The sequence below is a fragment of the Methylobacterium sp. AMS5 genome (assembly GCF_001542815.1).
GTDB lineage: Bacteria > Pseudomonadota > Alphaproteobacteria > Rhizobiales > Beijerinckiaceae > Methylobacterium.
Genome location: NZ_CP006992.1, coordinates 1,434,780 through 1,460,609, shown reverse-complemented (window position 1 = coordinate 1,460,609; position 25,830 = coordinate 1,434,780). Strand labels below are relative to the sequence as shown.

Annotated in this window: 25 protein-coding genes; 18 read left to right on the top strand and 7 right to left on the bottom strand. The window is 69.1% G+C overall.

The genetic code is table 11. The features are described from left to right. Positions 1-15: 15 nt before the first annotated feature. The 7 genes from Y590_RS06660 (at position 16) to Y590_RS06630 (ending at position 5,927) form a co-directional block, all read left to right on the top strand. Positions 16-630: a Maf family protein gene (locus Y590_RS06660; protein WP_060769159.1), complete on the top strand. Its 615-nt coding sequence runs from the start codon at positions 16-18 to the stop codon at positions 628-630. 14 nt (positions 631-644) lie between these two features. Beyond that, complete coding sequence (locus Y590_RS06655) at positions 645-1,655, top strand: cation diffusion facilitator family transporter (protein WP_060769158.1); 1,011 nt, start codon at positions 645-647, stop codon at positions 1,653-1,655. A 28-nt stretch (positions 1,656-1,683) separates the two neighbouring features. Then, the gene (locus Y590_RS06650) at positions 1,684-2,520 is read left to right on the top strand and encodes a shikimate dehydrogenase (RefSeq protein WP_060769157.1); all 837 of its coding nucleotides are present in this window, start codon (positions 1,684-1,686) and stop codon (positions 2,518-2,520) included. Then, entirely contained in the window at positions 2,517-3,137 is a 621-nt protein-coding gene (gene coaE, locus Y590_RS06645) for a dephospho-CoA kinase (RefSeq protein ID WP_060769156.1), read from the top strand. Before Y590_RS06650 ends, coaE begins: the two co-directional genes overlap by 4 nt. Positions 3,138-3,207: 70 nt before the next feature. Beyond that, positions 3,208-3,918 (top strand): DNA polymerase III subunit epsilon, encoded by a 711-nt coding sequence (dnaQ, locus tag Y590_RS06640; protein ID WP_060769155.1) that lies wholly within the window; start codon positions 3,208-3,210, stop codon positions 3,916-3,918. Between the two features lie 218 nt (positions 3,919-4,136). After that, a complete protein-coding gene (locus tag Y590_RS06635; RefSeq protein ID WP_060769154.1) occupies positions 4,137-4,586 on the top strand; it encodes a ribbon-helix-helix domain-containing protein in 450 nt (149 codons plus the stop codon). Between the two features lie 72 nt (positions 4,587-4,658). Further along, positions 4,659-5,927, top strand: a complete 1,269-nt coding sequence (locus tag Y590_RS06630; RefSeq protein ID WP_060769153.1) for an extracellular catalytic domain type 1 short-chain-length polyhydroxyalkanoate depolymerase — start codon at positions 4,659-4,661, stop codon at positions 5,925-5,927. Between the two features lie 34 nt (positions 5,928-5,961). Here Y590_RS06630 and Y590_RS06625 read toward each other — a convergent pair whose 3' ends face one another. Continuing rightward, entirely contained in the window at positions 5,962-6,417 is a 456-nt protein-coding gene (locus Y590_RS06625) for an NUDIX hydrolase (RefSeq protein ID WP_060769152.1), read from the bottom strand. Next, entirely contained in the window at positions 6,414-7,295 is an 882-nt protein-coding gene (locus Y590_RS06620) for a 4'-phosphopantetheinyl transferase family protein (RefSeq protein ID WP_060769151.1), read from the bottom strand. Before Y590_RS06620 ends, Y590_RS06625 begins: the two co-directional genes overlap by 4 nt. 55 nt (positions 7,296-7,350) lie before the next feature. Between Y590_RS06620 and ampC the strand changes: the two genes are divergently transcribed. Then, a complete protein-coding gene (gene ampC, locus Y590_RS06615) occupies positions 7,351-8,514 on the top strand; it encodes a class C beta-lactamase (RefSeq protein ID WP_060769150.1) in 1,164 nt (387 codons plus the stop codon). A 4-nt stretch (positions 8,515-8,518) separates the two neighbouring features. On the opposite strand, the gene Y590_RS06610 is transcribed toward ampC, so the two are convergent. Continuing rightward, positions 8,519-8,929, bottom strand: a complete 411-nt coding sequence (locus Y590_RS06610; RefSeq protein ID WP_060769149.1) for a GNAT family N-acetyltransferase — start codon at positions 8,927-8,929, stop codon at positions 8,519-8,521. A gap of 7 nt (positions 8,930-8,936) precedes the next feature. Further along, positions 8,937-11,849, bottom strand: coding sequence for a preprotein translocase subunit SecA (gene secA, locus Y590_RS06605; RefSeq protein WP_060769148.1), 2,913 nt, complete (start codon positions 11,847-11,849; stop codon positions 8,937-8,939). 477 nt (positions 11,850-12,326) lie between these two features. Here secA and Y590_RS06600 point away from each other — a divergent pair, with 477 nt between their 5' ends. The 3 genes from Y590_RS06600 (at position 12,327) to Y590_RS06590 (ending at position 15,260) form a co-directional block, all read left to right on the top strand. After that, positions 12,327-13,229, top strand: coding sequence for a peptidylprolyl isomerase (locus Y590_RS06600; RefSeq protein WP_060769147.1), 903 nt, complete (start codon positions 12,327-12,329; stop codon positions 13,227-13,229). Positions 13,230-13,362: 133 nt separating this feature from the next. Continuing rightward, positions 13,363-13,566 carry a hypothetical protein gene (locus Y590_RS06595; RefSeq protein WP_060769146.1) on the top strand — a complete coding sequence of 68 codons (204 nt, stop codon included), beginning with the start codon at positions 13,363-13,365 and terminating at the stop codon, positions 13,564-13,566. A 281-nt stretch (positions 13,567-13,847) separates the two neighbouring features. Further along, entirely contained in the window at positions 13,848-15,260 is a 1,413-nt protein-coding gene (locus tag Y590_RS06590; protein WP_060769145.1) for a TAXI family TRAP transporter solute-binding subunit, read from the top strand. Positions 15,261-15,482: 222 nt separating this feature from the next. Here the strand turns inward: Y590_RS06590 and Y590_RS06585 are convergent, their stop codons facing one another. From Y590_RS06585 to Y590_RS06575, 3 genes are read right to left on the bottom strand one after another with little or no spacing between them, the layout of a single operon-like run. Beyond that, positions 15,483-16,187 (bottom strand): uracil-DNA glycosylase, encoded by a 705-nt coding sequence (locus Y590_RS06585; protein WP_060769144.1) that lies wholly within the window; start codon positions 16,185-16,187, stop codon positions 15,483-15,485. Positions 16,188-16,212: 25 nt separating this feature from the next. Then, the gene (locus Y590_RS06580; protein ID WP_060769143.1) at positions 16,213-17,715 is read right to left on the bottom strand and encodes a bifunctional metallophosphatase/5'-nucleotidase; all 1,503 of its coding nucleotides are present in this window, start codon (positions 17,713-17,715) and stop codon (positions 16,213-16,215) included. A 7-nt stretch (positions 17,716-17,722) separates the two neighbouring features. Then, on the bottom strand, positions 17,723-18,694 hold the full coding sequence (locus Y590_RS06575) for a class I SAM-dependent methyltransferase (RefSeq protein WP_060769142.1): 972 nt from the start codon (positions 18,692-18,694) through the stop codon (positions 17,723-17,725). Positions 18,695-18,885: 191 nt separating this feature from the next. On the opposite strand from Y590_RS06575, the gene hemH reads away from it, so the two are divergent. From hemH to Y590_RS06540, 7 genes are all read left to right on the top strand, one after another. Next, positions 18,886-19,956, top strand: a complete 1,071-nt coding sequence (gene hemH, locus Y590_RS06570; protein WP_060769141.1) for a ferrochelatase — start codon at positions 18,886-18,888, stop codon at positions 19,954-19,956. Between the two features lie 260 nt (positions 19,957-20,216). Beyond that, positions 20,217-20,786, top strand: coding sequence for a F0F1 ATP synthase subunit delta (locus tag Y590_RS06565; protein WP_060769140.1), 570 nt, complete (start codon positions 20,217-20,219; stop codon positions 20,784-20,786). A 74-nt stretch (positions 20,787-20,860) separates the two neighbouring features. Further along, entirely contained in the window at positions 20,861-22,390 is a 1,530-nt protein-coding gene (atpA, locus tag Y590_RS06560; protein ID WP_060769139.1) for a F0F1 ATP synthase subunit alpha, read from the top strand. A 167-nt stretch (positions 22,391-22,557) separates the two neighbouring features. Further along, positions 22,558-23,448, top strand: a complete 891-nt coding sequence (locus tag Y590_RS06555) for a F0F1 ATP synthase subunit gamma (RefSeq protein WP_060769138.1) — start codon at positions 22,558-22,560, stop codon at positions 23,446-23,448. Between the two features lie 24 nt (positions 23,449-23,472). Beyond that, positions 23,473-24,930 (top strand): F0F1 ATP synthase subunit beta, encoded by a 1,458-nt coding sequence (gene atpD, locus Y590_RS06550; RefSeq protein ID WP_060769137.1) that lies wholly within the window; start codon positions 23,473-23,475, stop codon positions 24,928-24,930. A 123-nt stretch (positions 24,931-25,053) separates the two neighbouring features. Continuing rightward, positions 25,054-25,305, top strand: coding sequence for a hypothetical protein (locus Y590_RS06545; RefSeq protein ID WP_060769136.1), 252 nt, complete (start codon positions 25,054-25,056; stop codon positions 25,303-25,305). A 26-nt stretch (positions 25,306-25,331) separates the two neighbouring features. Further along, positions 25,332-25,733 carry a F0F1 ATP synthase subunit epsilon gene (locus tag Y590_RS06540; RefSeq protein WP_060769135.1) on the top strand — a complete coding sequence of 134 codons (402 nt, stop codon included), beginning with the start codon at positions 25,332-25,334 and terminating at the stop codon, positions 25,731-25,733. The last annotated feature ends 97 nt before the right edge of the window (positions 25,734-25,830 follow it).

Below are 25,830 nucleotides of genomic sequence, written 5' to 3'. Positions count from 1 at the left end.
GGAATCATTTTCGACGTGAACGCTTCCCCCCTCTGGCTTGCGCCCGCACCGCTCCTTCTCGCCTCGGCGAGCGCCACCCGGCGCGATCTCCTGACGGGGGCCGGCCTGCCGGTGGAGACGGCGCCCGCGCGGATCGACGAGCGCGCCTTGGAGGCCGAGGGCGGCGCCCTGGCCCCGGTCGAACTGGCGCGGCGGCTCGCCCAGGCCAAGGCGGAGGAGGTGGCGGTCCGCCATCCCGGCCGCGTCGTGATCGGCGCCGACCAAGTGCTCGAATGCGAGGGCCAGATCTTCCACAAGCCCGCCGACCTCGCGGACGCGCACGCCCATCTCGCCCGGCTCCAGGGCCGGACCCACGCGCTGCATTCGGCGGTCGCGATCCGGCGCGGCGGCCGCGCCGAGGATTTCGTCGAAACCGCGCGGCTGACCCTGCGCCCCCTCGATGCGGGCGCCATCGACGCCTATCTGCGGCTCGCAGGCGCGGCGGTCACGGCTTCCGTCGGCGCCTACCAGCTTGAGGGGCTCGGCATCCACCTGTTCGAGCGGGTCGAGGGTGACCATTCGACGGTTCTCGGCCTGCCGCTCACGCCCCTTCTCGCGCAGCTGCGGGGCATGGGCCTGCTGGCGTTCTGACACGGCGAGGGACGATGGACGACCACCGGCAGGATCATCGGCACGCCCACGCCCATCCGGATCACGGCCACGATCATGCCGGGCATGAGCATGACCACGGTCATGGACATGGGGGGCTTGGGCATGGCGGGCTCGGGCACGTCCACGCTCCGAAGAATTTCGGGCCGGCCTTCGCCATCGGCATCGCGCTGAATCTCGGCTTCGTCGGCGTCGAGGCGGCCTATGGCTGGCTCTCGAATTCCATGGCGCTGGTGGCCGATGCGGGCCACAACCTCTCCGACGTGCTGGGACTTGCCGCCGCCTGGATCGCCGCGGTGCTGGTGAGGCGGGCGCCGTCGGCGCGCTTCACCTACGGCCTGCGCGGCTCCTCGATCCTGGCCGCGCTGTTCAATGCGGTGGTGCTTCTGGTCGCGACCGGCGGCATCATCGTCGAGGCGGTGCAGCGCTTCCTCGAGCCGGCCCCCGTCGCCGGCACCACGGTGATGGTGGTGGCCGGCATCGGCATCCTCATCAACGGTTTCACCGCCTGGCTGTTCGCCTCGGGCTCCACGGACGACATCAACATCCGCGGCGCCTACCTGCACATGGTGGCCGACGCAGCGGTCTCGGCCGGCGTGGTGCTCGCGGGCCTCGTCATCCTCGCCACCGGTTTCGACTGGATCGACCCGCTGGTGAGCCTCGCCATCGCCGCGCTCATCATCGCCGCGACCTGGGGGCTCCTGCGCGACAGCGTGGCGATGTCGCTTGCCGCGGTGCCGCCCGGCATCGACCCGGAGGCCGTTCGCGCCTATCTCGCCGCGCGCCCCGGCGTGCGCGGGCTGCACGACCTGCACATCTGGCCGATGAGCACCACCGAAGTCGCCCTCACCGCCCATCTCGTGATCGCCGACGCGGCGCCCGACCGGCTCTTCCTCAAGGAGACGGCGGACGCGTTGCGGGCGCGCTTCGGGATCGGTCACGCCACCCTTCAGATCGAGATCGAGGGGCAGACCGCCTGCACGCTGCCGACGAGCTGCGTCGCGTGATGCCTCTCGACTTTCCCAGCAGGTTTCCATGACAATTAGGGCCTTCGTCGTCGGCCATCCGATCCGGCATTCCCGCTCGCCGCTGATCCACGGGCACTGGCTCGCCGAGCACGGCCTTGAAGGCAGCTACGAGCGCCTCGACGTGGCGCCGGAGGCGTTCGAAGCCTTCATCCGCGGGCTTCCGGCCTCGGGATTTGCCGGCGGCAACGTCACCATCCCGCACAAGGAGGCGGCCTATCAGTTGGCCGATTCCCTGACGGAGCGGGCCAAGACGATCGGCGCGGTGAACACGCTGATCGTCGAGGGCGACCGCGTGCGCGGCGACAACACCGACGCGCCGGGCTTCATCGCCCATCTCGATCACAGCCTCGGGCAGCGTTGGCCCGAGCGGACCGGCGGGTCCGCCGTCGTGCTCGGCGCGGGCGGCGCGGCGCGGGCCATCGTCGTCGGGCTGGTGGAGCGGGGGCTCTCGGTCCGCGTCGCCAACCGCAGCCCCGAGCGGGCGCGGGCGCTCGCCGAACTCGACCCCGAACACATCGAGGCGCTGGCCTGGGAGGCCGTGCCGGATGCGCTTTCCGGCACCGGGCTTCTCGTCAACACCACGTCGCTCGGCATGGCAGGCCACCCGCCGCTCGACCTCGACCTCGCCCCGCTCCCGGACCGCGCGGCGGTGGCCGACATCGTCTACGTGCCCTTGGAGACGAAGCTGCTCGCCGCGGCGCGGGCGCGGGGGCTCGCGGCGGTCGACGGGCTCGGCATGCTGCTGCACCAGGCGGTGCCGGGATTCGAAGCCTGGTTCGGCCTGCGGCCCGAGGTGACGCCGGCCCTGCGCCAAACCATCGTCGCGGATCTCGTCGCGAAATGAGCGCACCTGAACACCCCCGCCCGCCCGTGGTGCTCGGCCTCACCGGCTCGATCGGCATGGGCAAGTCGGCCACCGCCAAGATGTTCTCCACCCGCGGCGTGCCGGTCCACGATTCGGACGCGGCGGTCCACGCCCTCTACGGGCCGGGCGGCGGCGCGGCGCAGGCGATCGGCGAGGCCTTTCCGGGCACCCTGACGCCGGAGGGCGGCGTCGACCGGCCGGCCCTGCGCAAGGCGGTGCTGGGCGATGCGGAAAAACTCGCCCGGCTGGAAGCGATCGTACATCCGCTGGTCCGGGACGAGAGCCGCGCCTTCCTCGCCCGCAACGCCGGGGCGCCGCTGGTCGTCCTCGACATCCCGCTCCTGTTCGAGACCGGGGCCGACGCCCGCTGCGACGCCGTCCTCGTCGTCACCGCCCCGGCGCCGGTGCAGCGCGCCCGCGTGCTCGCCCGTCCCGGCATGACCGAGGACGCCTTCGAGGCGATCCGCGCCAAGCAGATGCCGGATGCCGAGAAGCGGGCGCGGGCGGACTACGTGATCGACACGAGCCGCGGGTTCGAACACGCGGAGGCGGAGGTGGCGCGGATCGTCGAGGAACTGACCAGCCGAACCCGCTGAAGGGCTCTGCGGGTTAACGCATCCTTCGCGAGCTGCGCGCAGGCTGTTCACCTGCATCGGATCGGAAAAAATGCTGCGCGAGATCGTCCTCGATACCGAGACCACCGGCACGGAGGCTCGAAACGGCGACCGGCTGATCGAGATCGGCTGCGTCGAACTCATCAACCACGTCCAGACCGGAGAGACCTTCCACCGGCTCATCAACCCGCAGCGGGCGGTGTCCGAAGGGGCGTTCGCGGTGCACGGCATCTCGGATGCGATGCTCGCCGACAAGCCGGTCTTCGCCGAGGTGGTCGATGCCTTCCTCGAATTCTGCGGCGATGCGCGGCTGGTGATCCACAACGCGCCCTTCGACGTCGGCTTCCTCAACATGGAGTTCGCCCGGCTCGGGCCCGCCGCGCCGAAGCCGATCGCGCTGGAGGACGTGGTCGATACCCTGCTGCTCGCCCGCCGCAAGCATCCGGGCGCGGCCAACAACCTCGATGCCCTGTGCAACCGCTACGGCGTGGACACCACCCGCCGCGTCAAGCACGGCGCGCTGCTCGACGCGCAGATCCTGGCCGAGGTCTATGTCGAGTTGCTCGGCGGCAAGCAGACCACCCTGGGGCTCAGCATCGCCGAGCCGGTCGGGACCCTGGCGCTCGGCGCCCCGACCGATTCGGGTCCGGTCGGCCCGCGGGCGATTCGCAGTCGCCTCACCGAAGGTGAGCGCTTGCGGCATGACAGCTTTGTCGAGAGCCTCGGAACAAACGCCATTTGGCGGGACTACATGGAGCCGTGAGCCGATGCCCGCGGCTGTGACCGCACCGGAAACGATCCGTTAAGTCTTTCTCGGCGTGCGGTCTTTGGGTTCGAATCGCCCGTCCTTCGGCCGACGCGGCGCCAGCGGAACCGCTCCCACCTCATCGCCTGCCTTGCTGCGATGCAAAAAACTTCATCTTGCGGTGCAGCATAAGCCTTCCCATACCTGCCCTATGGCTGGCGCAGGGATGTCGCGCGATGATGGACGTGATTCAAGAGACACGGCCGGATGCTCCGATCGCCGTGAGGCTCGGCGCCAAACCCGGCGACCATGAGAAGATCACGGTCAATCTCGGCTTCGTCGATCTCGGGCATGTCGATCTGCTCGTGTCCGAGGGCGTCTACGCCAACCGCAGCGACTTCATCCGCACGGCGGTCCGCAACCAGATCGAGCGCCACGCCGACATCACCCGCCAGTCGGTGGCCCGCAAACCGATCGAAGTCGGCCTGCGCCGCTACGGCCGGGCCGAACTGGAAGCGGCGCAGGCGGCGGGGGCACGGCTCGATATCCGCGTCCTCGGCCTCGCCGTCATCGCCGACGACGTTCCCGCCCACCTCGCCAGTGCCGCGATCGCCTCGATCGAAGTGCTCGGCAGCCTCCAGGCGAGCCCCGCCGTGAAGCGGGTGCTGGCCGACCGTCTGCCCTGACCCTCTGGAAATCCCCCTCGTGACCCGCTGCGCTCGCGCGCGCCCGTCGCCGACCCGGAAAGCGAGACCCGCATGACCGAACGTCACAACGCCTTCTTCACGGATATCGCCGAGGCCACCCGCCTGACCCAGGCCGGACGGTTCGGCGAGGCGACCGCCCTGATCCAGCGCAGCCTCGGTGGTGCGGACCTGTCCGCCGAGGGGGCGCGGCCGGCCGATGCGTCGCCCGCCCCGCAGGGGACGCATCGGCTCGAAGGCCCGGCGACCCGGCTCGATCCGGAGGTGGATGCGACCCGGAATGCGGATCACGCCACGCTGCTCCCCGAACGGCTTCGCGAGAACATCGACCACGTGATGCAGGGCCTGCGCTCGCTGGCTCCCTCGCTGAACGGGCTGACGGGCGGTGGCCAGCAGGCGCCCAGACCCAACGTTACCGAACCCGACGGGTTCGAGTCGGAGGGCGGCCCGTTCGTCGAGCGCAGCTTCTCCAACGCCGCCGGGGCGCGGGACTACAAGCTGTTCATCCCGAGCCCGCGGAGCGGACCGCGCCCGCTGCTCGTGATGCTGCACGGTTGCAGCCAGTCGCCGGAGGATTTCGCGGCGGGAACGCGGATGAACACGCTCGCCGAGGAGGAGGGGGCCTACGTCGCCTATCCCCGCCAGACGAGCCGGGCCAACGCGCAGAAGTGCTGGAACTGGTTCGAGCCCGGCGACCAGGGCCGGGAGATGGGCGAGGCCGGCATCGTGGCGGGCCTCGTCCGCGCGATCTGCGCCGAGCATCCGATCGATCGCTCCCGCATCTACATCGCCGGGCTCTCGGCGGGCGGGGCGGCGGCGGCCAACATCGCCCGGGCCTATCCCGACCTGTTCGCGGGCCTCGGCGTGCATTCGGGTCTCGCCGCGGGCTGCGCCCGCGACCTGTCCTCGGCGCTCTCGGCGATGCGGGTCGGCGCGCCCGGTGCGGCCGAGCCGGGGGGCGCGGCCGGCTTCGGCGCCGGCGCGGTGACGCAGAAATTGCGGGTGCCCACCATCGTCTTCCATGGCGAGGGTGACGGCACCGTCCATCCCCGCAACGCCGACGCCGTGCTGGCGCAGGCCGGCATCGACGCCCTGACGCCGCGCCAGGAGGGCGGGATCAACGGCCGTCACAGCTACACCCGCATCCGCTACGCCGACGAGGCCGGCCGCGTTCAGGTCGAGGCATGGTCGGTGCAGGGCGCGGGCCACGCGTGGTGCGGCGGCAGCCCGGCGGGCAGCTACACGGACCCGAACGGGCCGGATGCCTCGCGCGCGATGCTCGATTTCTTCCTCAGCCACAGCCTGACGGGCGGCCAGGGTTGAGCCAAGGCCGGAGCATCGTCCCGAAAGCCGGTCCTCACCGTTCGGGGCGATGCGCCAGCGCGGCCGCAAGGCCGTCGGGGAAGAGGACGGCGCCGTCCGGAAGGGCGCTCGGCCGGAGCCAGCGCGCGGTGCAGGCCGTGCCGTCATCCTCGCTGAAACGGATTAGGTCGCGGTCGTAGAGGGCCGCGTCGTGAAGGCGGATATCGGCCGCGAACACGATCTCGTGGCCGAGCGCGCCTTCGTGGCGATAGAGGTTCTCGAACACCGTCCAGAGCCCGGTTATCGTCACGCCGCAGCCCAGCTCCTCCCGAAACTCCCGGTCCAGGGCCTGTTCGCGGGTCTCGCCGAAGGCGACGCTGCCGCCGGGCGGACGCACACCCTTGATCCGGCCGCGATCGTCGAGGACCTCGACGGCCAGCAGCGCGTCCCCGCGCCAGGCCAGCCCGATCACCTTGACGCGGATCTGTTGGGGTGGGCGCCAGGTCGTCATCGGTGTCCGGTCTCTTCGCGATCGCCGTCGCGAGGGGGCGGTGCGGCGTCTTCGGCCTGCCACCGCATCGCGGCTTCGGCCAAGCCCGATCGCAACTCTTCCCAGGCCGCCGCCTCGACCGCAAGCGCCGCCGCCGGAGGGCGCGGCAGAACGAGCGCGGCGGCGAGATCGCCCGCGGCGAGGCTCAGGCCCCGGTATTGCGCGAAATTCGCGAAGGTGACGTCGAGCCCCGGCGGCTCCGCCACGACGCTGCCGACGGCGAGATGTTCGAGCGGCACGGTGAGGCCGCAGCGCAGGGTCTTGGACAGCGCCTCCTTCAGGCACCAAAGCCGCGTCAGCCGCTCGGCCTCCGGCGCGTCGAGCCGGGCGGCGATGTGCCGGCGCTCGGCGGCAAGGGTCTGGCGCGTCAGCAGCGCGACGTTGGCCGGCTGAATCCGCTCCAGATCGATCCCCATCGGGCAGGCCTCGGGAAAGGTCACAGCCACGGCGACCGGGCCGGCATGGGACAGGCTGATGCCGAGGTTTTCGACACCGGTGCCGGAGAGAACCGGCTGCTCCAGCACACCCGGCCGGATCGCCAGATCCCGCGGGTCGAGGTCGGGCCGAAATGCGGCGAGCGCGCATTTCGCCGCGTAGCGCCCGATCAACAGGCCGTGGCGGCGGCGGGCATGGAGCCGGTCGGTGAGCAGCGCCTCCTCGTCCGCGTGAAGAAAGCCGCCGCGATGGGCGTCGAGCCAATCGAGCGATGCGCTCGCGAGCGCCAGAACGGCCTGCATCGGGCCGGTCCGGGGTGCCTCGAGCATGAGACGCAGGCTCCGCACCAGCGGGACGGCGGCCTCCGCACCTGCCGCGCTTTCGGCGCTTTCCTCACCCGTCATGGCCGCCCGTCCGCCTCTCTTGCCTCAGCCAAGAAGGAAATGCGCCATCTCCGCAATGCGAAAGCGCGTGCTGGCCGCCCTCGTCCTGAGCGGCTTGCCGCTGGTCCCGACGCCCGCTCTGGCCGCCGAGCCTTCCACGCGGGTCGCCGCCGCGGTCGAGCAAGCCTATCGCCCGCTCCTGAAGGCTTACGACGTGCCCGGCATCGCCGTCGCCGTCATCCGCGAGGGGCATTCCACGGTCTTCACCTTCGGGCTCGCCGACCGGGAGCGGCAGCGGCCGGTGACGCGCGACACGCTGTTCGAGATCGGCTCGGTCAGCAAGACCTTCACGGCGACGCTCGTCTCCTATGCGGAGGGGCTTGGCCGGCTCTCGCTCGCCGATGCGCCGAGCCGGTTTCTGCCGGAGCTGCGGGGCAGCGCGCTCGATCGCGTCAGCCTGCTCGATTTCGGCACCTACAGCGCGGGCGGCCTGCCGCTGCAATTTCCCGATGCGGTGGCCGACGAGGCGGCGATGATCGCCTACTTTCGCCGCTGGCAACCCGCCGCGCCGCCCGGGACGCAGCGGCTCTATTCCAATCCCAGCCTCGGCCTGTTCGGAGCCGCCGCCGCCGCGGCCATGGGCGGCGACTTCGCCGACCTGATGGAAACCCGGCTGTTTCCGGGGCTCGGCATGCAGCGCAGCTTCATCCGCGTGCCTGCATCGGAGAGCGAGCGCTACGCCTGGGGCTACGGCAAGGACGGCACGCCGATCCGGGTCGATCCGGGCGTCCTCGACGGAGAGGCCTACGGCGTCAAATCCAGTGCTGCCGACATGATCCGCTTCGTCGAGGTCAATCTTGACCCCACCCGCCTCGACCCGCCGATGCGGCAGGCGGTTCAAGGCACGCAGATCGGGTATGTCAGGGTCGGCGGGATGGTGCAGGGGCTCGGCTGGGAGCAGTTGCCCTATCCGATCTCGCTGGAGCGCCTTCAGGCCGGCAATGCCGAGCCGATGCGGTTCGAGGCGCAACCCGCCGCGCGGCTCGACCCGCCGCAGACGCCGACGGAGGTCACGCTGTTCGACAAGACCGGCTCCACCAACGGCTTCGGCGCCTATGTCGCCTTCGTGCCGGCCAAACGCATCGGCCTCGTCATGCTGGCCAACCGCGCGTTTCCGATCCGAGCGCGCATCGCGGCGGCGCACGCGGTGCTGGAGGCGTTGGCGGCCGAGGAGCCCTGACCCGTCACCGCTCCCGGTCGTAGCGGAAGGCGTGCGGCACCCGCGGCATGCCGATGGCCTCGTAATAGCCCTCGATGCCGGGCGCGGCGGTGAGTAGCAACGAGGCCTCGGGGCCCACCGCCGCCCGGGTCTCGTCGATCAGCCGGCGGCCGATGCCGAGGCCCTGGCTGTCGCGGGCGACCGCGAGGGTGGCGAGATAGGCGCAGGAGGCGAAGTCGGTGAGCGTGCGCGCGACGCCGACGAGGCGCCCGTCGCGCCGGGCGGTGGCGATCAGGTCGGAGCCGCGCAGGATCCGATCGAGCCGTTCCCGGTCTGCCGCGGGCCGTCGGGGATCGAGGCCGGATTCGACGAGAACCTCTTCGAAGGTCGCCGCGTCGAGATCCGGCTCGAGCCCGTAGACGAGGGCGCCGCTCACCGCAGGCTCACGCCTCGGTGGCGAAGCGGCCGTGGCAGTGCTTGTACTTCTTGCCCGAGCCGCAGGGGCAGGGCTCGTTGCGGCCGACCCGGCCCCAGGTGGAGGCGTCGTCGGGCTTGCGCTCCAGCACGGCCGCGTCCGTCGAGAGTTCGCGCGCGGCAAAGCCGTAGGCGCCGCCCGCCCCGCCGTCGCTGCCGGAGCCGGCAAAGGCGAACTCGTTCTCGCCGGTCACCGGGTCGCGGTGCTCGGGGAACATCGGCGGCAATTGCGGCTCGCTGAAGCCGGCGCTCTCGAACCCGCCTTCGGCGAAGCCCTCCGGCTGCTGCTGCATGATCTCGACATGCGAGAGCTGGGCGGTCACCTGCTCGCGCAGGGCCGTGACGAGGCCGTTGAACAGCTCGAAGGCCTCGGACTTGTACTCGTTGAGCGGGTCGCGCTGGGCGAAGCCGCGCCAGCCGATCACCTGCCGCAGGTGGTCGAGGGTGACGAGGTGTTCGCGCCAGAGGTGGTCGAGCACCTGCAGCACCACCTGCTTCTCGACATAGGTCATCACCTCCGCGCCGTTGCGCTCGACGCGGGCAGCGTAGGATTCGTCGGAGGCCTTGCGCAGGCGCTCGCGGATCTCCTCGTCGGCGATGCCCTCTTCCTTGACCCAGTCCTCGATCGGAAGGTCGAGGCCGAGCACGTCGAGCGCACGGTGCTTCAGCCCTTCGGCGTCCCACTGCTCGGCATAGGCGTTCTCGGGGATGTGGGTGGCGACGAAGTCGTCGATCACGCCGTGGCGCATCTCGTCCACGGTCTCGCGCACGCTGTCCTGGCCCATCAGGTCGCGGCGCTGCTCGAACACGACCTTGCGCTGGTCGTTCATCACGTTGTCGTACTTGAGCACGTTCTTGCGCATGTCGAAGTTGCGCGCCTCGACCTTCTGCTGCGCCTTCTCGATCGCCTTGTTGATCCAGGGGTGGATGATCGCCTCGCCCTGCTCCAGGCCGAGCCGCTGCAGCATCCCGTCCATGCGGTCGGAGCCGAAGATCCGCATCAGGTCGTCCTTGAGGGACAGGTAGAATTTCGAGCGGCCGGGATCGCCCTGGCGGCCGGAACGGCCGCGGAGCTGGTTGTCGATGCGCCGCGATTCGTGGCGCTCGGTGCCGATGATGTAGAGCCCGCCCGGCAGATCCTTCTTCCGGCCCGCCTCCGGGTCGGCCTTCTCTCCCGAGGCCAGCACCTTGGCGCGGTTCTCGGCGATCTCGGCCTTCAGCGCTTCGATCGCGGCGTCGCGCTCGGGGCCCTCGGGCATCTGCCCGAGTTCCTTCTCGATGCGCATCTCGAGGTTGCCGCCGAGTTTGATGTCGGTGCCGCGGCCGGCCATGTTGGTGGCGATGGTGATGGCGCCGGGCACGCCGGCCTCGGCCACGATGTAGGCTTCCTGCTCGTGGAAGCGGGCGTTCAGCACCGCGAAGCGCTTGGTGACCCGGTTCTCGCGGGCGGCCTTGTAGACGTCGGTGAGCGCGTTCGGGTCGGAATAGTCGAGCAGGGTGTAGCCGGCCTTCTTCAGGAGTTCGCCGATCAGCTCCGACTTCTCGATCGAGCCGGTGCCGACCAGGATCGGCTGGTGGCGGGCATGCGCCTTGTCGATCTCCTTGATGATCGCCTCGTACTTCTCCTCGACCGTGCGGTAGACCTCGTCGTCCTCGTCGACGCGCTCGACCTCCTTGTTGGTCGGAATGTCGACCACGTCGAGCTTGTAGATCTCGGCGAACTCGTCGGCCTCGGTCGAGGCGGTGCCGGTCATGCCGGCGAGCTTCTTGTAGAGGCGGAAGTAGTTCTGGAAGGTGATCGAGGCGAGCGTCTGGTTCTCGGGCTGGATCGTCACCCGCTCCTTGGCCTCCAGCGCCTGGTGCAGGCCTTCCGAGTAGCGCCGGCCCTGCATCATGCGGCCGGTGAACTCGTCGATGATGACGACCTCGTCGTTCTTGACGATGTAGTCCTTGTCGAGCGTGAACAGGGTGTGGGCGCGCAGCGCCTGGTTCACGTGGTGGACGATGGTGACGTTGTGCGCGTCGTAGAGGTCGCCCTCCTTGAGGATGCCCTCGGCGCGCAACTCCTCCTCGATGAACTCGTTGCCGGCTTCCGTGAGCGAGACCTGCCGCTGCTTCTCGTCGAGGTCGTAATGCTCGGGGGTGAGCCGCGGCATGACCGTATCGACCGCGACGTAGAGTTCCGAGCGGTCGTCCACCGGGCCGGAGATGATCAGCGGCGTGCGCGCCTCGTCGATGAGGATCGAATCGACCTCGTCGACGATGGCGAAGTGGTGCCCCCGCTGCGTCATCTGCGAGAGCTCGTACTTCATGTTGTCGCGCAGGTAGTCGAAGCCGAACTCGTTGTTGGTGCCGTAGGTGATGTCGCAGGCATACGCTTCCTTGCGCTGCCCGTCGTCGAGCCCGTGCACGATGGTGCCGACGGTGAGCCCGAGGAAGCGGTAGACCCGGCCCATCCACTCCGCGTCGCGCGAGGCGAGGTAGTCGTTGACGGTGATGACGTGGACGCCCTTGCCCTCGAGCGCGTTGAGGTAGACCGGCAGCGTCGCCACCAGGGTCTTGCCCTCACCGGTCTTCATCTCCGAGATGCCGCTCTCGTGCAGCACCATGCCGCCGATCATCTGCACGTCGAAGTGGCGCTGGCCGAGCACGCGCTTGGCCGCCTCGCGCACCGTGGCGAAGGCGGGCACCAGCAGGTCGTCGAGGCGGGTGCCGGCCGCGAGCTGATCGCGGAACGCCTGCGTGCGGGCGCGCAACTGCTCGTCGGAGAGGACGCTGATTTCCGGTTCGAGGGCATTGATGGCCGCGACGCGTGGGCGAAAACCCTTGACGCGGCGGTCGTTGGACGAGCCGAAAATCTTCTTGGCGAGGGCACCGAGCATCGTGAACCTGCGGTCGTGAGGTCGTCGCGGGCGGCATTTTCGGGCGCCGCCGGCCTGTGTTGGGCGGGCTTATAGAGGTAAATATCCGCAGGCGCATCCGGTAGTGCCGGACCGGACAACCGGGAGGTCGCCCGGCTCTGTCTTTTGGCCGGCCTCCGTCGCCGGCGCCCGCCTCCGCGGGCTCAAACTTTCGCTCCGCTCGACGCGTTTCAGCACCCGAAGTCCCTGAAAAGCCCGCTCCGCGCGGCGCTCTTCGCGCCCGACAGGCGCTGCCATCGCTCTTCGCGCGACGGCCTCATCGACCCGCGGTCACGAGACCGCGCGGCCATCAAGGCCACGCTTGCCTTTGGCCGGAAGAGGTTCCACCTGTGTCGCGCTTCGCGGCGCCTGCCGCATTCCCGACGAGCCCCGCGGGACGAAGCCGGACGGCGTAAAGACCGGCCCGGCGGGGATGACGACCAAGGAACGACGCTTCCGATGCCGATTTCGTTCTCCCTCCGGCGCGCGAGCGCCCTCGCGCTGATGCTCACCCTGCCGGGCGCCGCCCTTGCTCAGGCGCCTGCGGGCCAGAAGACGCCCAGCGCGCCCGCTCCCGTCTCGGCGGCGGTTCCGCCGGAGACGGTGGTGGCGCGGGTCAACGGTCAGGCGATCACCGCCGCGGACCTCGCGATCGCCGCCGAGGATCCGGCACTGTCGCTGCCGGGCGTCGACGAGGGGGCCAAGCAGAACCTGCTCGTCGATTACATGGTCGATCTCAAGGTCGGCGCGCAGGCCGCCGAAGCTGCCAAGGTCGGCGACGCGCCCGAGTTCAAGCGTAAGCTCGCCTATTTCCGCGATAAGCTCCTGCTCGACGACTACCTCGAGCGCGAGGCCAAGAAGGCCGTGACGCCCGAGGCCGCCAAGGCGCTCTACGAACAGACCGTGAAATCGATGAAGCCCGAGGAGGAGGTGCGGGCCCGTCACATCCTCGTCGAGAGCGAGGACGAGGCCAAGAAGATCGCCGCACGCGTCAAGGGCGGCGAGGATTTCGCCAAGATCGCGGGCGAGGTCTCGAAGGACCCCGGCTCCAAGACCGAGGGCGGCGATCTCGGCTGGTTCAGCCAGGAGCGGATGGTGAAGCCCTTCGCCGACGCCGCCTTCAAGATGACGCCGGGGCAGGTCTCCGATCCGGTGAAGACCCAGTTCGGCTGGCACGTGCTGCGCGTGGAGGAGAAGCGGACGAAGCCCGTGCCGACCTTCGACGAGATGAAGGAGCAGATCGACCAGTACCTCACCCGCAAGGCGCAGCAGGACACGATCGTGAAGCTGCGCGAGGCGGCCAAGGTCGAGCGCGCCGGCAGCGGCTCTGCGCCTGCGGGGGGCGAGACTAAGAAGCCCTGAGAGAATGAGCAGAGGCCGGCTGGCGCATCGCCATGCGTCAGATGCATGTCCGAGCTTCGGTATCTGGTATACCAGATACCGAAGTGCAGTGCGATATAGAATTCATCGCAACGCAGCAACGGACCTGCCCGCCATGATCGCCCTCGTCGTTCTCGCCGCCGCCATCGCCAACGTGATCTTCGTCGTGATGCTGGCCGAGCGTTTCGGCTCCGAGGACGGCGCGCATGCCTCCGCCGGCGAGTTGACCAGCCTCCGGGCCCCCGGCCGCGCTCCGGCTGCCGCCGTCAGGCTGGCCAACGAGAACATCGCCGTCACCGCGACCAAGATCGCCGCCTGACAGCGCTTCCACTCCGGACGATCAGAACCGCCCCCGCGCCGCCCGGCCGGGGGCGGTTTCTTTTTGGGCGATCTGCCTCCCTCGATCGATCGTAGTGCCGGCTCGCCCGAGGGGGCGCGTGATCGCATCTTCTCTCGCCACGTCAGGCTTCGAGCGACCGGCATGCGGATCGGACGTCCGGTCTTTTAGACTTTTGCCTTTGGGGTGCGCCGTAGTGGCACTTCTCGCGGTCTTGGGAATTGACGGCGCAGCTTTCGTCTCCTCCGCAAGGCGCGACGCCCATGCCTGCCGTTCCAGCTTGGCTGATGCGTCGTGAGACGCTGCTTCTGGCGGCGACCCTGGCGATCGGGGCCAGCCTCGGCATCGCTTGGTATCTGCTGCAAGCGACGGTGCTCACGATCGCGGTCGCGCCCCGTGACGGCACCGAGCCGGAACTCATCAAGGCCTACGCCGATGCCCTCGATACGGGCCACGAGAATATCCGCCTGAAGATCGTTTCGTTCGATGATGTGCGCGAGAGCGCCGCCGCCTTGCAGGACGGGCGAGCCGATCTCGCGGTGGTCCGGCCCGACGTGCTCTTGCCGACCAACGGGTTGACCCTCGCCATCCTGCGGGACCAGGCGATGATCATCGCCTCGCCCTCCCAATCCGGTATCAAGAGCTTCCCGAAGCTCGCCGGAAAGCGGCTCGGTATCGCCGCACACCGCGATGCCGACTTCTCCCTCCTGAACAACATCCTCGGCTATCACGGCCTTGCCCTCGACACGCAGCCAGCCGGCGGGCCGGTGCGCGAGGGCACGGTCCATCTCGTCCGGATCGACCAAGACGCCGTCGCTGCTGCCTTCAGGGACAAGCGCATCGACGCCTTCGTCAGCATCATCGCGTCTTCGGCCCCGAAGGCGCTGGCCCTGGTCGGCGCCGTGCGCTCGGTCGCCCGCAACGGCAAGGTCGAGTTCGTGGCGGTCGAGGATGACGGGGCGATCCTCGAGCGCTTCCCGCGGCTCCAGGCGGTGACGATCCCCGGCGGCCTGTTCGCGGGCGACCCGAAGCTGCCGTCCGATGACGTGAAGACCGTGGGGGCCTCGTACCGGCTGATGGCGCGCGCTTCCCTCGGTCGTGTCATCGCGGCCGATGTCACACAGCAGCTGTTCGAGAAGCGCACCGCCGCAGCCGTGAAGACGGATGCCGCAGAGTACGTGCAGGCACCGGCCTACGACACGACGGCGGCAGCGACGAGCGCACGCATTCCGATCCATCCCGGCGCGATCGACTACTACGAGCGCGAGCAGCACGGCTTCGTCGATCGCTACGGCGACACGCTCTATCTGCTGGGCGCCCTGGCCGGCGGCCTGTTCTCGGCGCTGGCCTGGCTGCGCCAGCGCCTGTCCAGCCTGCGCCGCGAGCGGATCGACGAGATCATCGACCGATTGCTGGAGGTGACCGAGCAGGCACGCGCGCTGACCGATCCGGCCGCCATCGAGGCGCTCAACGTCGAGGTCGACCGGCTCGCCACGGAGGCGGTGCGCTATGCTCGGGAACGGGAGCCGAACGACCGGACGATGGCCGCGGTCTCGATCGCCATCGACACAGCGAAGGCGACGATCGCCGACTGCCGGAACCTCGCGGCCCCTGCCGAAGATCAGGCTTCCCCTCGGATCCTCAGACCGGTTCGCAGGCATGGACCGGACGCCTGACGGGGCCGGGGACCGCAGTCATACCAAATCCGTTTGATCCCTTCGGGATGGCGGATTTGGGCTTCGGCGGGATCCCATCGCGCTGGCGCGATGGGGTACCCTCCTCAGGCGCCGCGCGGGTTGAGCGATACGGTCCCCGCTTGGATCGAGCGGAAACCGTATCAGGCGTTCACGCCGGGCCGGATCGAAAGCAGCTCCTCGCCGCGTCAAACTGGCGCGATGTCAATTCCCATCCAGCCGCCAGTCGATCGGCGCGCGTCCCTGCGCCTCGAGCCACGCATTCGCCCGGTCGAACGGGTGCGAGCCCGGAAAGTCGCGGGCGCGGTTGAGCGGGGAGGGGTGGCCCGAGGCGATGACGCCGTGGCGGCCCGTGTCGATCAGCGCCTCGCGGGCGCGGGCCTGGGCGCCCCAGAGCAGGAACACCGCCGGCTCGTCGCGAGCGGAGACGGCGGCCACCGCCTCGTCGGTGAGCTGCGACCAGCCGAACCGCAGATGCGCGCCGGATTTGCCGGCCTCCGTCGTGAGCGCCGCGTTCAGAAGCAGGACGCCGCGCTCCGCCCAGGGCGTGAGGTCGCCGGTCGAGAGGTCGGGCGTCTCCCCCTCGGGCGCGAGTTCGGCCAGGATCACCTTGAGCGAGGCCGGCAGGCGGCGCGGGCCGACATAGGAGAAGGCGAGCCCGTTGGCGTCGCCCGGCGTGGGGTAGGGGTCCTGGCCGAGGATCACCGCCTTCACCGCGGGCAGGGGCGTCAGCGTCAGCGCACGGAAGATCGCGGCGGGCTCCGGTAGCACTGTCGCCCCGGACGCGACGCGCGCCTCGACCTTTTTCGCGACCCGATCCGCCGCGCCCTCCCGGAAGAAGGGCAGGTCGAGCCAGGGGGAGCCGCTGGCGCGAAACGCGGCGAGTGCGGCCTCGACGGGTCCGGTCACGTGAAGTCCCCTCTCATGCCGCTTTTCACGGCCGCACCCGAATCCGCCCTCCGGGCTCGGCCGGCAGCGGCGCGCGGGCCCGGATATAGGCCATCACCTCGTTGGCGAGCAGCCGCCCGTCCGTGCCGCCGATCAGGACGCGGCCCCGGGCCAGCATCCCGTAATCGTTGCCGCCGCGCAGCATGAAGTCGTTGGCGGCCACGCGGTAGATGCGGGCGTCGTCCAGGGGTGCGCCGTCGATCGTCGCGGACACGACGCGCCGGCCGGGCGGCGCGTTCGGGTCGAGCGTCACCACCATTCCGGAGAGTTGCAGGAACCGGCCCGAGGGGCGGCCGAGATCGCGAAATCCGTTCTCCAGGGCCTCGCGCAGGGTCGCCCCGTCGATCGCCACGAGCACGGTGGTGTTGCCGAAGGGCAATTCGCTGAGGATGTCGCGCCGGGTGAGCGCCGTGCCCGCCGGGTAGAGCCGGTCGCCGCGGATGCCGCCGCCGTTCATCAGGCCGATCTCGGCCTCGGTCCCCACCCGCACCGCGTCGGCGACGAGATCGCCGAAGCTCGCTTCCCGCACCCGCACCGAGGTGATCCGGCTGTCGAGCGCGCCTTGCGTCGTGCCGATCACGACGTCGAGCTCCCGCGACAGTTCACCCCCGAGCCGGCGCACCACGGCGAGCGTTTCCGGATCGGGCGTCACCTCGGCGGTGTCGTGGATGCGGAAGCCGGCGCGCCAGCGCACCGAGCCGTCGGCCTTGGCCGTGACGAAGACGTCGACCGCGGTGACGAAGTGGGCGTCGTGGCTCGATTCGACCATCACCGTCTGCCCGTCGTCGCGCACGACGAGGTCGTGATCGTGGCCCGAGAGCAGGATATCGACGAGGCGCGCCCGCACGATCGCGTCGTCGGTCACCCGCGCGGTGTGGGCGATGCCGACGATCATCTGCGCGCCGGCCTTGCGCAGGGCGTCCGCTTCGCGCGCCAGCGTCTCGATCTCGGGGCCGAAGCTGAGGTTGCCGGATTGCGATTTTTCCGGCGTCGCCTGCAGGGCGATGCCGACGAGGCCGACGCGGATGCCGCCGAGTTCGATCAGCCGCGAATCCTCGATGCCGGGCAGCGTTTGGCCGTCGGCCCCGCGCAGGTTGGCGGCGAGGAAGGGGAAACGGGCCTCGTTCCGTCGCTCGGCGAACACCTCGGGGCCAAAATCGAACTCGTGGTTGCCCGGCACGAACACGTCCGGCGGCGCCAGATTCAGCAGTTCGACGATATGCGCGCCCCGGTCGAAGCCCGACATCAGCGAGGGCGAGAAGCTGTCGCCGGCATGCGCGTAGAGCAGTGGCACGCCGCGGGCGCGCTCGGCCTTCACCACCGCATTGAGCCGGGCAAAGCCGCCGCGCCCCTCCACCGCGTCCATCGCGTAGATGTCGTTGACGAGGAGCAGGGTGAAGGTCGGCGTGCCGGCAAGCGCCGCACCGCTGCCGGCTGCGAGAAGCCCGGCGCCGAGCCCGGCGACGGTCTCGCGGCGGGTGGGGCGCATCGGCGCCTCAGCGCTTGGCGAGCCCGTCCTTGCTCATCCCGTCCCGCACCGCCTTGGCGTTGCGCCGCAGCGCCGGCCAGATCCAGGCGCCCGAGGCGAAGTAGAGCCCCGCCGACATCGGCTTCAGATCGACGGCGAGCCGGTCGGCGAGACCGGGATTCGTCAGCGGCACGGCGGGCGCATCGGTCTTGCGGTAGACCACCGTGGTGTCTTCGCGCCAGTAATCCGTATGCGGCACGAGCCCGGCGCGGCGGGCCAAGAGATCGAAGGTCTCGCGCACGTAGCCGTGGACATGGGCGAAGTGGAAGCGCTCGTGCGGCGGCTTGCCGGTGGCGGCCATGTTCGGCACCGCCGCGTAGAGGATGCCGTCGGGCTTCAGCCAGCCGGCCAGCCGCTCCATCGTCTCGGCCGGGTTGCGCAGATGCTCCAGCACGTGGTGGGTCGAGATCACGTCGAAATGGCCGGCGGGGAAGCGGTTCGGGTCCTCGGCCTCGTCGAGCACCTCGACGCCGTGATGCGTCCGGGCAAAGGTCGCGTAGTCGCGGCCGGGCTCGACGCCGATCACCTCGCAGCCGCGCCTTTTGGCCTCCGCCAGGAACTCGCCCGATCCTGAGCCGAAATCGAGCAGCTGCGCGCCGGGCTTCAGCTTCGGCGCCAGCAGGTCGGCGCGGAACGTCGCCTCGCGGGCCGAGCGGTTGAGGTGGTGGCGCGGCGGCCCGCCCGCGAAGGCGAGCTGGTAATCGGCGCGGTAGGCGGTCGAATAATATTCGGCCAGCTCGTCCGGCGTCGGCATCGGGTCGGTGCGGATCAGGCCGCATTGCAGACAGGCGATCGAGCGCAGGGTCTTGAGCCGCCGGTCGGTCTCGGCCACGGTGACGGCGTCGCGACATCCGCACAGGTTGCACGCGGCCGGCGCCCCCTCGTAGGGATAGCCGGTGAACGGCACGAAGTGCTTCAGGAAGTAGCGGGGGGACGGCATGTCGCGCTGGCCTCCGGAGCGATTTCGGGCAAAGGGTTTGCCGAGATTCGGGCCGGACGCCCCGCAAGAGTGTTCTCTCTCGGGTGAGTCTCGGCCTTGAAAAGCCGCCTGCTCTAGATCGAACGGCCGGTCCGCACAACCGGATCGCTTGCCGCATTGAGGGAGGCGGGGAGCCCGTGACCGGAAATCCGATGAACGAACGCGTCGAACCCCAAACCCTCCTGCGCGATCCCGTGCCGGTCGCGCCCACCGCCCTGCCGCCCGACCACCCGGCGGTGCGGACCGGCCGCGTCGGCGTGCTGCTGATGAATCTCGGCACCCCCGAGGGCACGAGCTACTGGCCTATGCGCCGCTATCTCAAGGAGTTCCTCTCCGACCGCCGGGTGATCGAGGTGCCGCGGCTGATCTGGTGGCCGCTCCTCAATCTCATCATCCTGACCAAACGGCCGGGGCCGAAAGGCCGCGACTACGCCAGCATCTGGAACAACGAGCGCGACGAAGGCCCGCTCAAGACGATCACCCGCGGCCAGTGCGAGAAGCTCCAGGCGGCGATGGGCGATTCCGTCGTGGTCGATTGGGCGATGCGCTACGGCAAGCCGGAAGTGAGCCTGCGCATCCAGGCGCTGCTGGACCAGGGCTGCGACCGCATCCTGCTGGTGCCGCTCTATCCGCAATACGCGGCGGCGACCTCGGCCACCGCCTGCGATCAGGCCTTCAAGGCCCTGATGCAGATGCGCTGGCAGCCGACCGTGCGGGTCTCAGCCCCCTACCACGACGATCCCGTCTACATCGAAGCCATGGCCCAATCGATCCGCGAGGGGCTGGCCAAGCTCGATTTCGAGCCGGAGGTGATCCTCACCTCCTTCCACGGCGTGCCCAAGAGCTACCTGCTCAAGGGCGATCCCTACCATTGCCAGTGCCTCAAGACCGGCCGGCTGATCCGCGAGGCGATGGGCTACTCGCCCGAGCGGATGCGGGTGACCTTCCAGTCGCGCTTCGGCAACGAGGAATGGCTCAAACCCTACACCGACGAGACCGTGCAGGGCCTGGCCAAGGCCGGCGTGAAGCGCATGGCGATCGTGGCGCCGGGCTTCACCGCCGACTGCCTGGAGACGCTTGAGGAACTCGACGGCGAGAACCGCCACTATTTCGAGGAGAACGGCGGCGAGAAATACGCCTTCATTCCCTGCCTCAACGACTCCGACCTCGGCATGCGGGTGATCGAGAACGTGGTGCGGCGGGAGTTGCAGGGCTGGATCTGACCGGGCGCGAAGAACGCCGCGCAGGGTCCGTCGTGATCCGGCGCGGCGGTTCGCCATGCTGCGGACGCGCTCAACCATGGCCCTAACGTTGCCTTGCGCCCCCTCGGAACGCATGCTAGGCGACAGCCGCGCCGCGGGGAGACCGATCAAGGCCTTCCGAGCCCGGTGCAATTCCAATCCCCACGGGTCTCACGCTCTCGCCGTCACAAGGCGAGTTCGAGCATGAGGGGCCGGCGGGCAAGGACAAGAGAGAGCGACGGGTGGCGCAGAACGGTTCCGAGGGTCCCCTGTTGGCCGGTGTGGCGGGCCGCTACGCGTTGGCCCTGTACGAACTGGCTCACGATCAGGGTCAGGTCGATGACGTCGCGAAGAACCTCGATGCGTTCGACGCGCTCTATCGCGAGAGCGACGACCTGCGCCGCCTCGTGAAGAGCCCGGCCTACTCGGCCGCAGAGCAGACGGCTGCCATGGGCGCCCTGCTCGAACGGGCGGGGATCTCGGGTCTGGCCGCCAACTTCATCAAGCTCTCGGCAGCCAACCGCCGCCTCTTCGCCCTGCCGGGCATGATCCGCGCCTATCGCGAGAAGGTGCGTGAATCCAAGGGCATCATCCGCGCCGAGGTCCGCGTCGCCGAGAAGCCTTCCGACGCAGTGATCGAGGACATCAAGGCCTCGTTGCGCGACGTCGCCAAGAGCGAGATCGATCTCGATCTCCACATCGACCCGAGCCTGATCGGCGGCATCGTCGTCAAGATGGGCTCGCGCATGGTCGACGCCTCGCTCCGGACCAAGCTCAACAGCATCCGCCTCGCCATGCGGGAAGCCCGCTGAGCGGTCTCAAGAAGACCCTCGCGAACCTCCCGACAGCCGAACAGACAGCCCCAGACCTTTAAAGAGGCCCGACGATGGACATCCGCGCCGCCGAGATCTCCGCGATCCTGAAAGAGCAGATCAAGAATTTCGGCCAGGAGGCCGAGGTCACGGAAGTCGGGCAGGTGCTCGCGGTCGGCGACGGCATCGCCCGCGTCTACGGCCTCGACAACGTCCAGGCCGGTGAGATGGTCGAGTTCGAGTCGGGCGTGCGCGGCATGGCCCTCAACCTCGAGCAGGACAATGTCGGCGTCGTGATCTTCGGCTCCGACCGCGACATCAAGGAAGGCCAGACCGTCAAGCGGACCGGCTCCATCGTGGACGTGCCGGTCGGCAAGGGCCTGCTCGGCCGCGTGGTCGACGGTCTCGGCAACCCGATCGACGGCAAGGGCCCGATCCAGTCGACCGAGCGTCGCCGCGTCGACGTGAAGGCGCCGGGCATCATCCCGCGCAAGTCGGTGCACGAGCCGATGTCCACCGGCCTCAAGGCGATCGACGCCCTGATCCCGGTCGGCCGCGGCCAGCGCGAGCTGATCATCGGCGACCGCCAGACCGGCAAGACCGCCATCGCGCTCGACACCATTCTCAACCAGAAGTCGGCCCATGCCGGCGCGGACGAGAACGCCAAGCTCTACTGCGTCTACGTCGCCATCGGCCAGAAGCGCTCGACGGTGGCCCAGTTCGTGAAGGTGCTGGAGGACCAGGGCGCCCTGGAATACTCCATCGTCGTCGCCGCCACCGCGTCGGACGCCGCGCCGATGCAGTTCATCGCGCCGTTCGCCGGCTGCGCCATGGGCGAGTATTTCCGCGACAACGGCATGCACGCCGTGATCGTGTATGACGACCTCTCCAAGCAGGCCGTGGCCTACCGCCAGATGTCGCTGCTGCTGCGCCGCCCGCCGGGCCGCGAGGCTTACCCGGGCGACGTGTTCTACCTCCACTCGCGCCTGCTCGAGCGCGCCGCCAAGATGGGCGACGCCGCCGGCAACGGATCGCTCACCGCGCTTCCGGTGATCGAGACCCAGGCCAACGACGTCTCGGCCTACATCCCGACCAACGTGATCTCGATCACCGACGGCCAGATCTTCCTCGAGACCGACCTGTTCTACCAGGGCGTCCGCCCGGCGGTGAACGTCGGCCTCTCGGTCTCGCGGGTGGGCTCCTCGGCCCAGACCAAGGCGATGAAAAAGGTCGCCGGCAAGATCAAGGGTGAGCTGGCGCAGTACCGCGAGATGGCGGCCTTCGCGCAGTTCGGCTCGGATCTCGACGTCTCGACCCAGCGTCTGCTCAACCGCGGCGCGCGCCTCACCGAGCTTCTGAAGCAGCCGCAATTCTCGCCGCTGAAGATGGAAGAGCAGGTCGCGGTGATCTACGCCGGCGTCAACGGCTACCTCGACAAGCTGCCGGTGGCGAAGGTCCGTGCCTTCGAGGAGCAACTCCTCGGCACCCTGCGCTCGAAGCACCAGGATTGGCTGAACGCGGTGCGCGACTCCAAGGACCTGTCGGAGGCCAACGCCAACACGCTCAAGGGCGTGGTCGAGGCCACCGCCAAGTCGTTCGCTTAAGGACACGCCGTTCGCCTGACGAACGCACGCCCCCTCCCGCATGCGGGAGGGGGCAGGGGGCGGGCGGTGCCGGACGAAGCTCCCGGCGCCGCTCGAGCCACCCCGACCTCCGGCTCCTCCCCGCAGGGTGAGGAGAGGCCCTTCCGAACGGACCCGGACGCCCACCGATGCCCAGCTTGAAGGATCTGCGGAACCGCATCACCTCGGTGAAGGCGACGCAGAAGATCACCAAGGCGATGCAGATGGTCGCCGCCGCAAAGCTGCGGCGCGCCCAGAACGCTGCCGAGAACGGGCGTCCCTACGCCGAGAAGATGGCCCAGGTGCTCGGCAACCTGGCCGGCAACCTGATCGGCGGCGTCGGCGCCCCGCGCCTGCTCTCCGGCACCGGTCAGGACCGGGTGCACCTGCTCGTCGTCTGCACCGGCGACCGCGGCTTGGCCGGCGCGTTCAACTCCTCGATTGCGCGTCTCGCCCGCGACCACGCCAACCGGCTGATGGCCGACGGCAAGACCGTCAAGATCATGACGATCGGCAAGAAGGGCCTCGACGTCCTGCGTCGGCAGTTCCGCGACCAGATCGTCGCCTCCCGCGACATCCGCGGCAACAAGCCGGTCGACTACCCCTTCGCCGCCGAGATCGCCGACGACATCCTCGCACGCTTCGAGGCCGGCGAGTTCGACGTCGCGACGCTGTTCTACTCGGAGTTCCGTTCGGTGATCTCGCAGATCCCGACGGCGCAGAAGCTCATCCCGGCCGAGCTGCCGAAGGCCGAGGGCGCTGCCGCCACCGGCGCCGGCTCCGATGCCGCGATGGAATTCGAGCCGAACGAGGAAACCATCCTCGAGACGCTGCTCCCGAAGAACCTCACCGTCCAGATCTTCCGGGCGCTGCTCGAGAACGCCGCCTCCGAGCAGGGCGCACGCATGAGCGCCATGGATTCGGCGACCCGCAACGCGGGCGAGATGATCAAGAAGCAGACGCTGATCTACAACCGGACGCGTCAGGCCATGATCACCAAGGAACTCATCGAGATCATTTCGGGCGCGGAAGCGCTCTGACCGCCGCATAAAGGAACCATCGCAATGGCGAACACCGCTTCCCCCCTGCAGACGACCGGCGCCAAGGGCAAGATCACCCAGGTCATCGGCCCCGTCGTGGACGTGCAGTTCGAAGACCACCTGCCGGAAATCCTGAACGCGCTCGAGACCCGGAACCAGGGCAGCCGCCTCGTTCTCGAAGTCGCTCAGCAGCTCGGTGAGAACACCGTCCGCTGCATCGCAATGGACACCTCCGAGGGCCTCGTGCGTGGCCAGGAAGTCCGCGATACCGGCGCGCCGATCAAGGTGCCGGTCGGCCACAACACGCTCGGCCGCATCATGAACGTCATCGGCGAGCCGATCGACGAGGCCGGCCCGATCCAGTCGGACACCCTGCGCGCCATCCATCAGCCCGCCCCGCCCTACACCGATCAGTCGACCGAGTCGCAAATCCTGGTGACCGGCATCAAGGTCGTCGACCTGCTCGCCCCCTACGCCAAGGGCGGCAAGATCGGCCTGTTCGGCGGCGCCGGCGTCGGCAAGACCGTGCTGATCATGGAGCTGATCAACAACATCGCCAAGGTTCACTCGGGCTACTCGGTCTTCGCCGGCGTCGGCGAGCGCACCCGCGAGGGCAACGATCTCTACCACGAGATGATCGAGTCCAACGTCAACAAGAACCCCAAGGAGAACGGCGGCTCGGCCGAGGGCTCCAAGTGCGCGCTGGTCTACGGCCAGATGAACGAGTCCCCCGGCGCCCGCTCGCGCGTCGCGCTCACCGGCCTGACCATCGCCGAGGACTTCCGCGACCAGGGCCAGGACGTGCTGTTCTTCGTGGACAACATCTTCCGCTTCACCCAGGCCGGCTCCGAGGTTTCGGCGCTGCTCGGCCGCATCCCGTCGGCGGTGGGCTATCAGCCGACGCTCTCCACCGACATGGGCGCCCTGCAGGAGCGCATCACCACGACGACCAAGGGCTCGATCACCTCGGTGCAGGCGATCTACGTCCCGGCCGACGACCTGACCGACCCGGCGCCCGCCGCCTCCTTCGCCCACTTGGACGCGACCACGACGCTGTCGCGCTCGATCGCCGAGAAGGGCATCTACCCGGCCGTCGATCCGCTCGACTCGACCTCGCGCATGCTGTCGCCCGCCATCCTCGGCGAAGAGCATTACGAAGTCGCCCGTAAGGTCCAGCAGACGCTGCAGCGCTACAAGTCGCTTCAGGACATCATCGCCATCCTCGGGATGGACGAGCTGTCGGAAGAGGACAAGCTGACGGTGGCCCGCGCCCGCAAGATCGAGCGCTTCTTCTCGCAGCCCTTCTCGGTGGCCGAGATCTTCACCGGCTCGCCGGGCATCCAGGTGCCGCTGGAAGACACCATCAAGGGCTTCAAGGGCCTCGTCGAAGGCAAGTACGACGACCTGCCCGAGGCGGCGTTCTACATGGTCGGCACCATCGAGGACGCCCAGGAAAAGGCCAAGAAGCTCGCGGCCGCCTAAGGCATCATCCCGAAAGGTGGTTGCCGGCTTTCGGAACAAGATGATGCAAGAACAAAAGGTTAGAGCATTGTCTTGGATCCTATATCCACGACAATGCTCTAAGGCACGGGCGCGGGAACGATCATGAACGCCAAAGTCGTTCTCCTTCTCGTCGGCGTCGTGGTCGGGGGCCTCGTCGGCTACCTGACCCGGCCGCAGGCCGCCGAGCTCAAGCTCGGCCCGCTCAGCGTCGAGATCCAGGACAAGGACTCGGCGGCGGGCGCACGCGGCGGAGAGCTGACCACCGGCCAGCTCCAGCATGTCGGGCTGTTCGCCCTGATCGGCGCCGTCGTCGGCTTCGGAGCAGGCTTCGTCGCCGACCGCAGCCGGCGCTGACATCAAACCTCGGGACCTGATTGACGATGGCCACCTTCCACTTCGATTTCGTCGGCCCCGAGCGGACGCTGTATTCCGGCGAAGTCGAGGCCGTGCAGCTTCCCGGCTCCGAGGGCGAGATGACCGTGCTGCCGGGCCATGCCCCGGTGCTGACCACCCTCAAGGTCGGCGTCATCACCGTCACGGAGACGACCGGCAACGGCAAGCGCATCTACGTCCAGGGCGGCTTCGCCGATATCGGACCCAAGAGCGTGACGGTTCTGGCCGAGCGCGCCGCGCCGATCGAAGAAGTCACCCCCGCCATGATCGACAGGGAGATCGAGGCGGCGGAACTCGCCCGCGATGCGACCCAGGATCTCGCCAAGCGCGAGGCGCTGAACGCCCAGATCGTTCAGATGCAGGAAGCCAAGAACACGCTGAACCGCTGATTTCCGTCAGGGCTTCGGATTTCGGAAGGCGCTGGGAAACCGGCGCCTTTTCGTGTTTTTGCGCTGGAGCATCATCCCGAAAGGTGGCCTCCGGCTT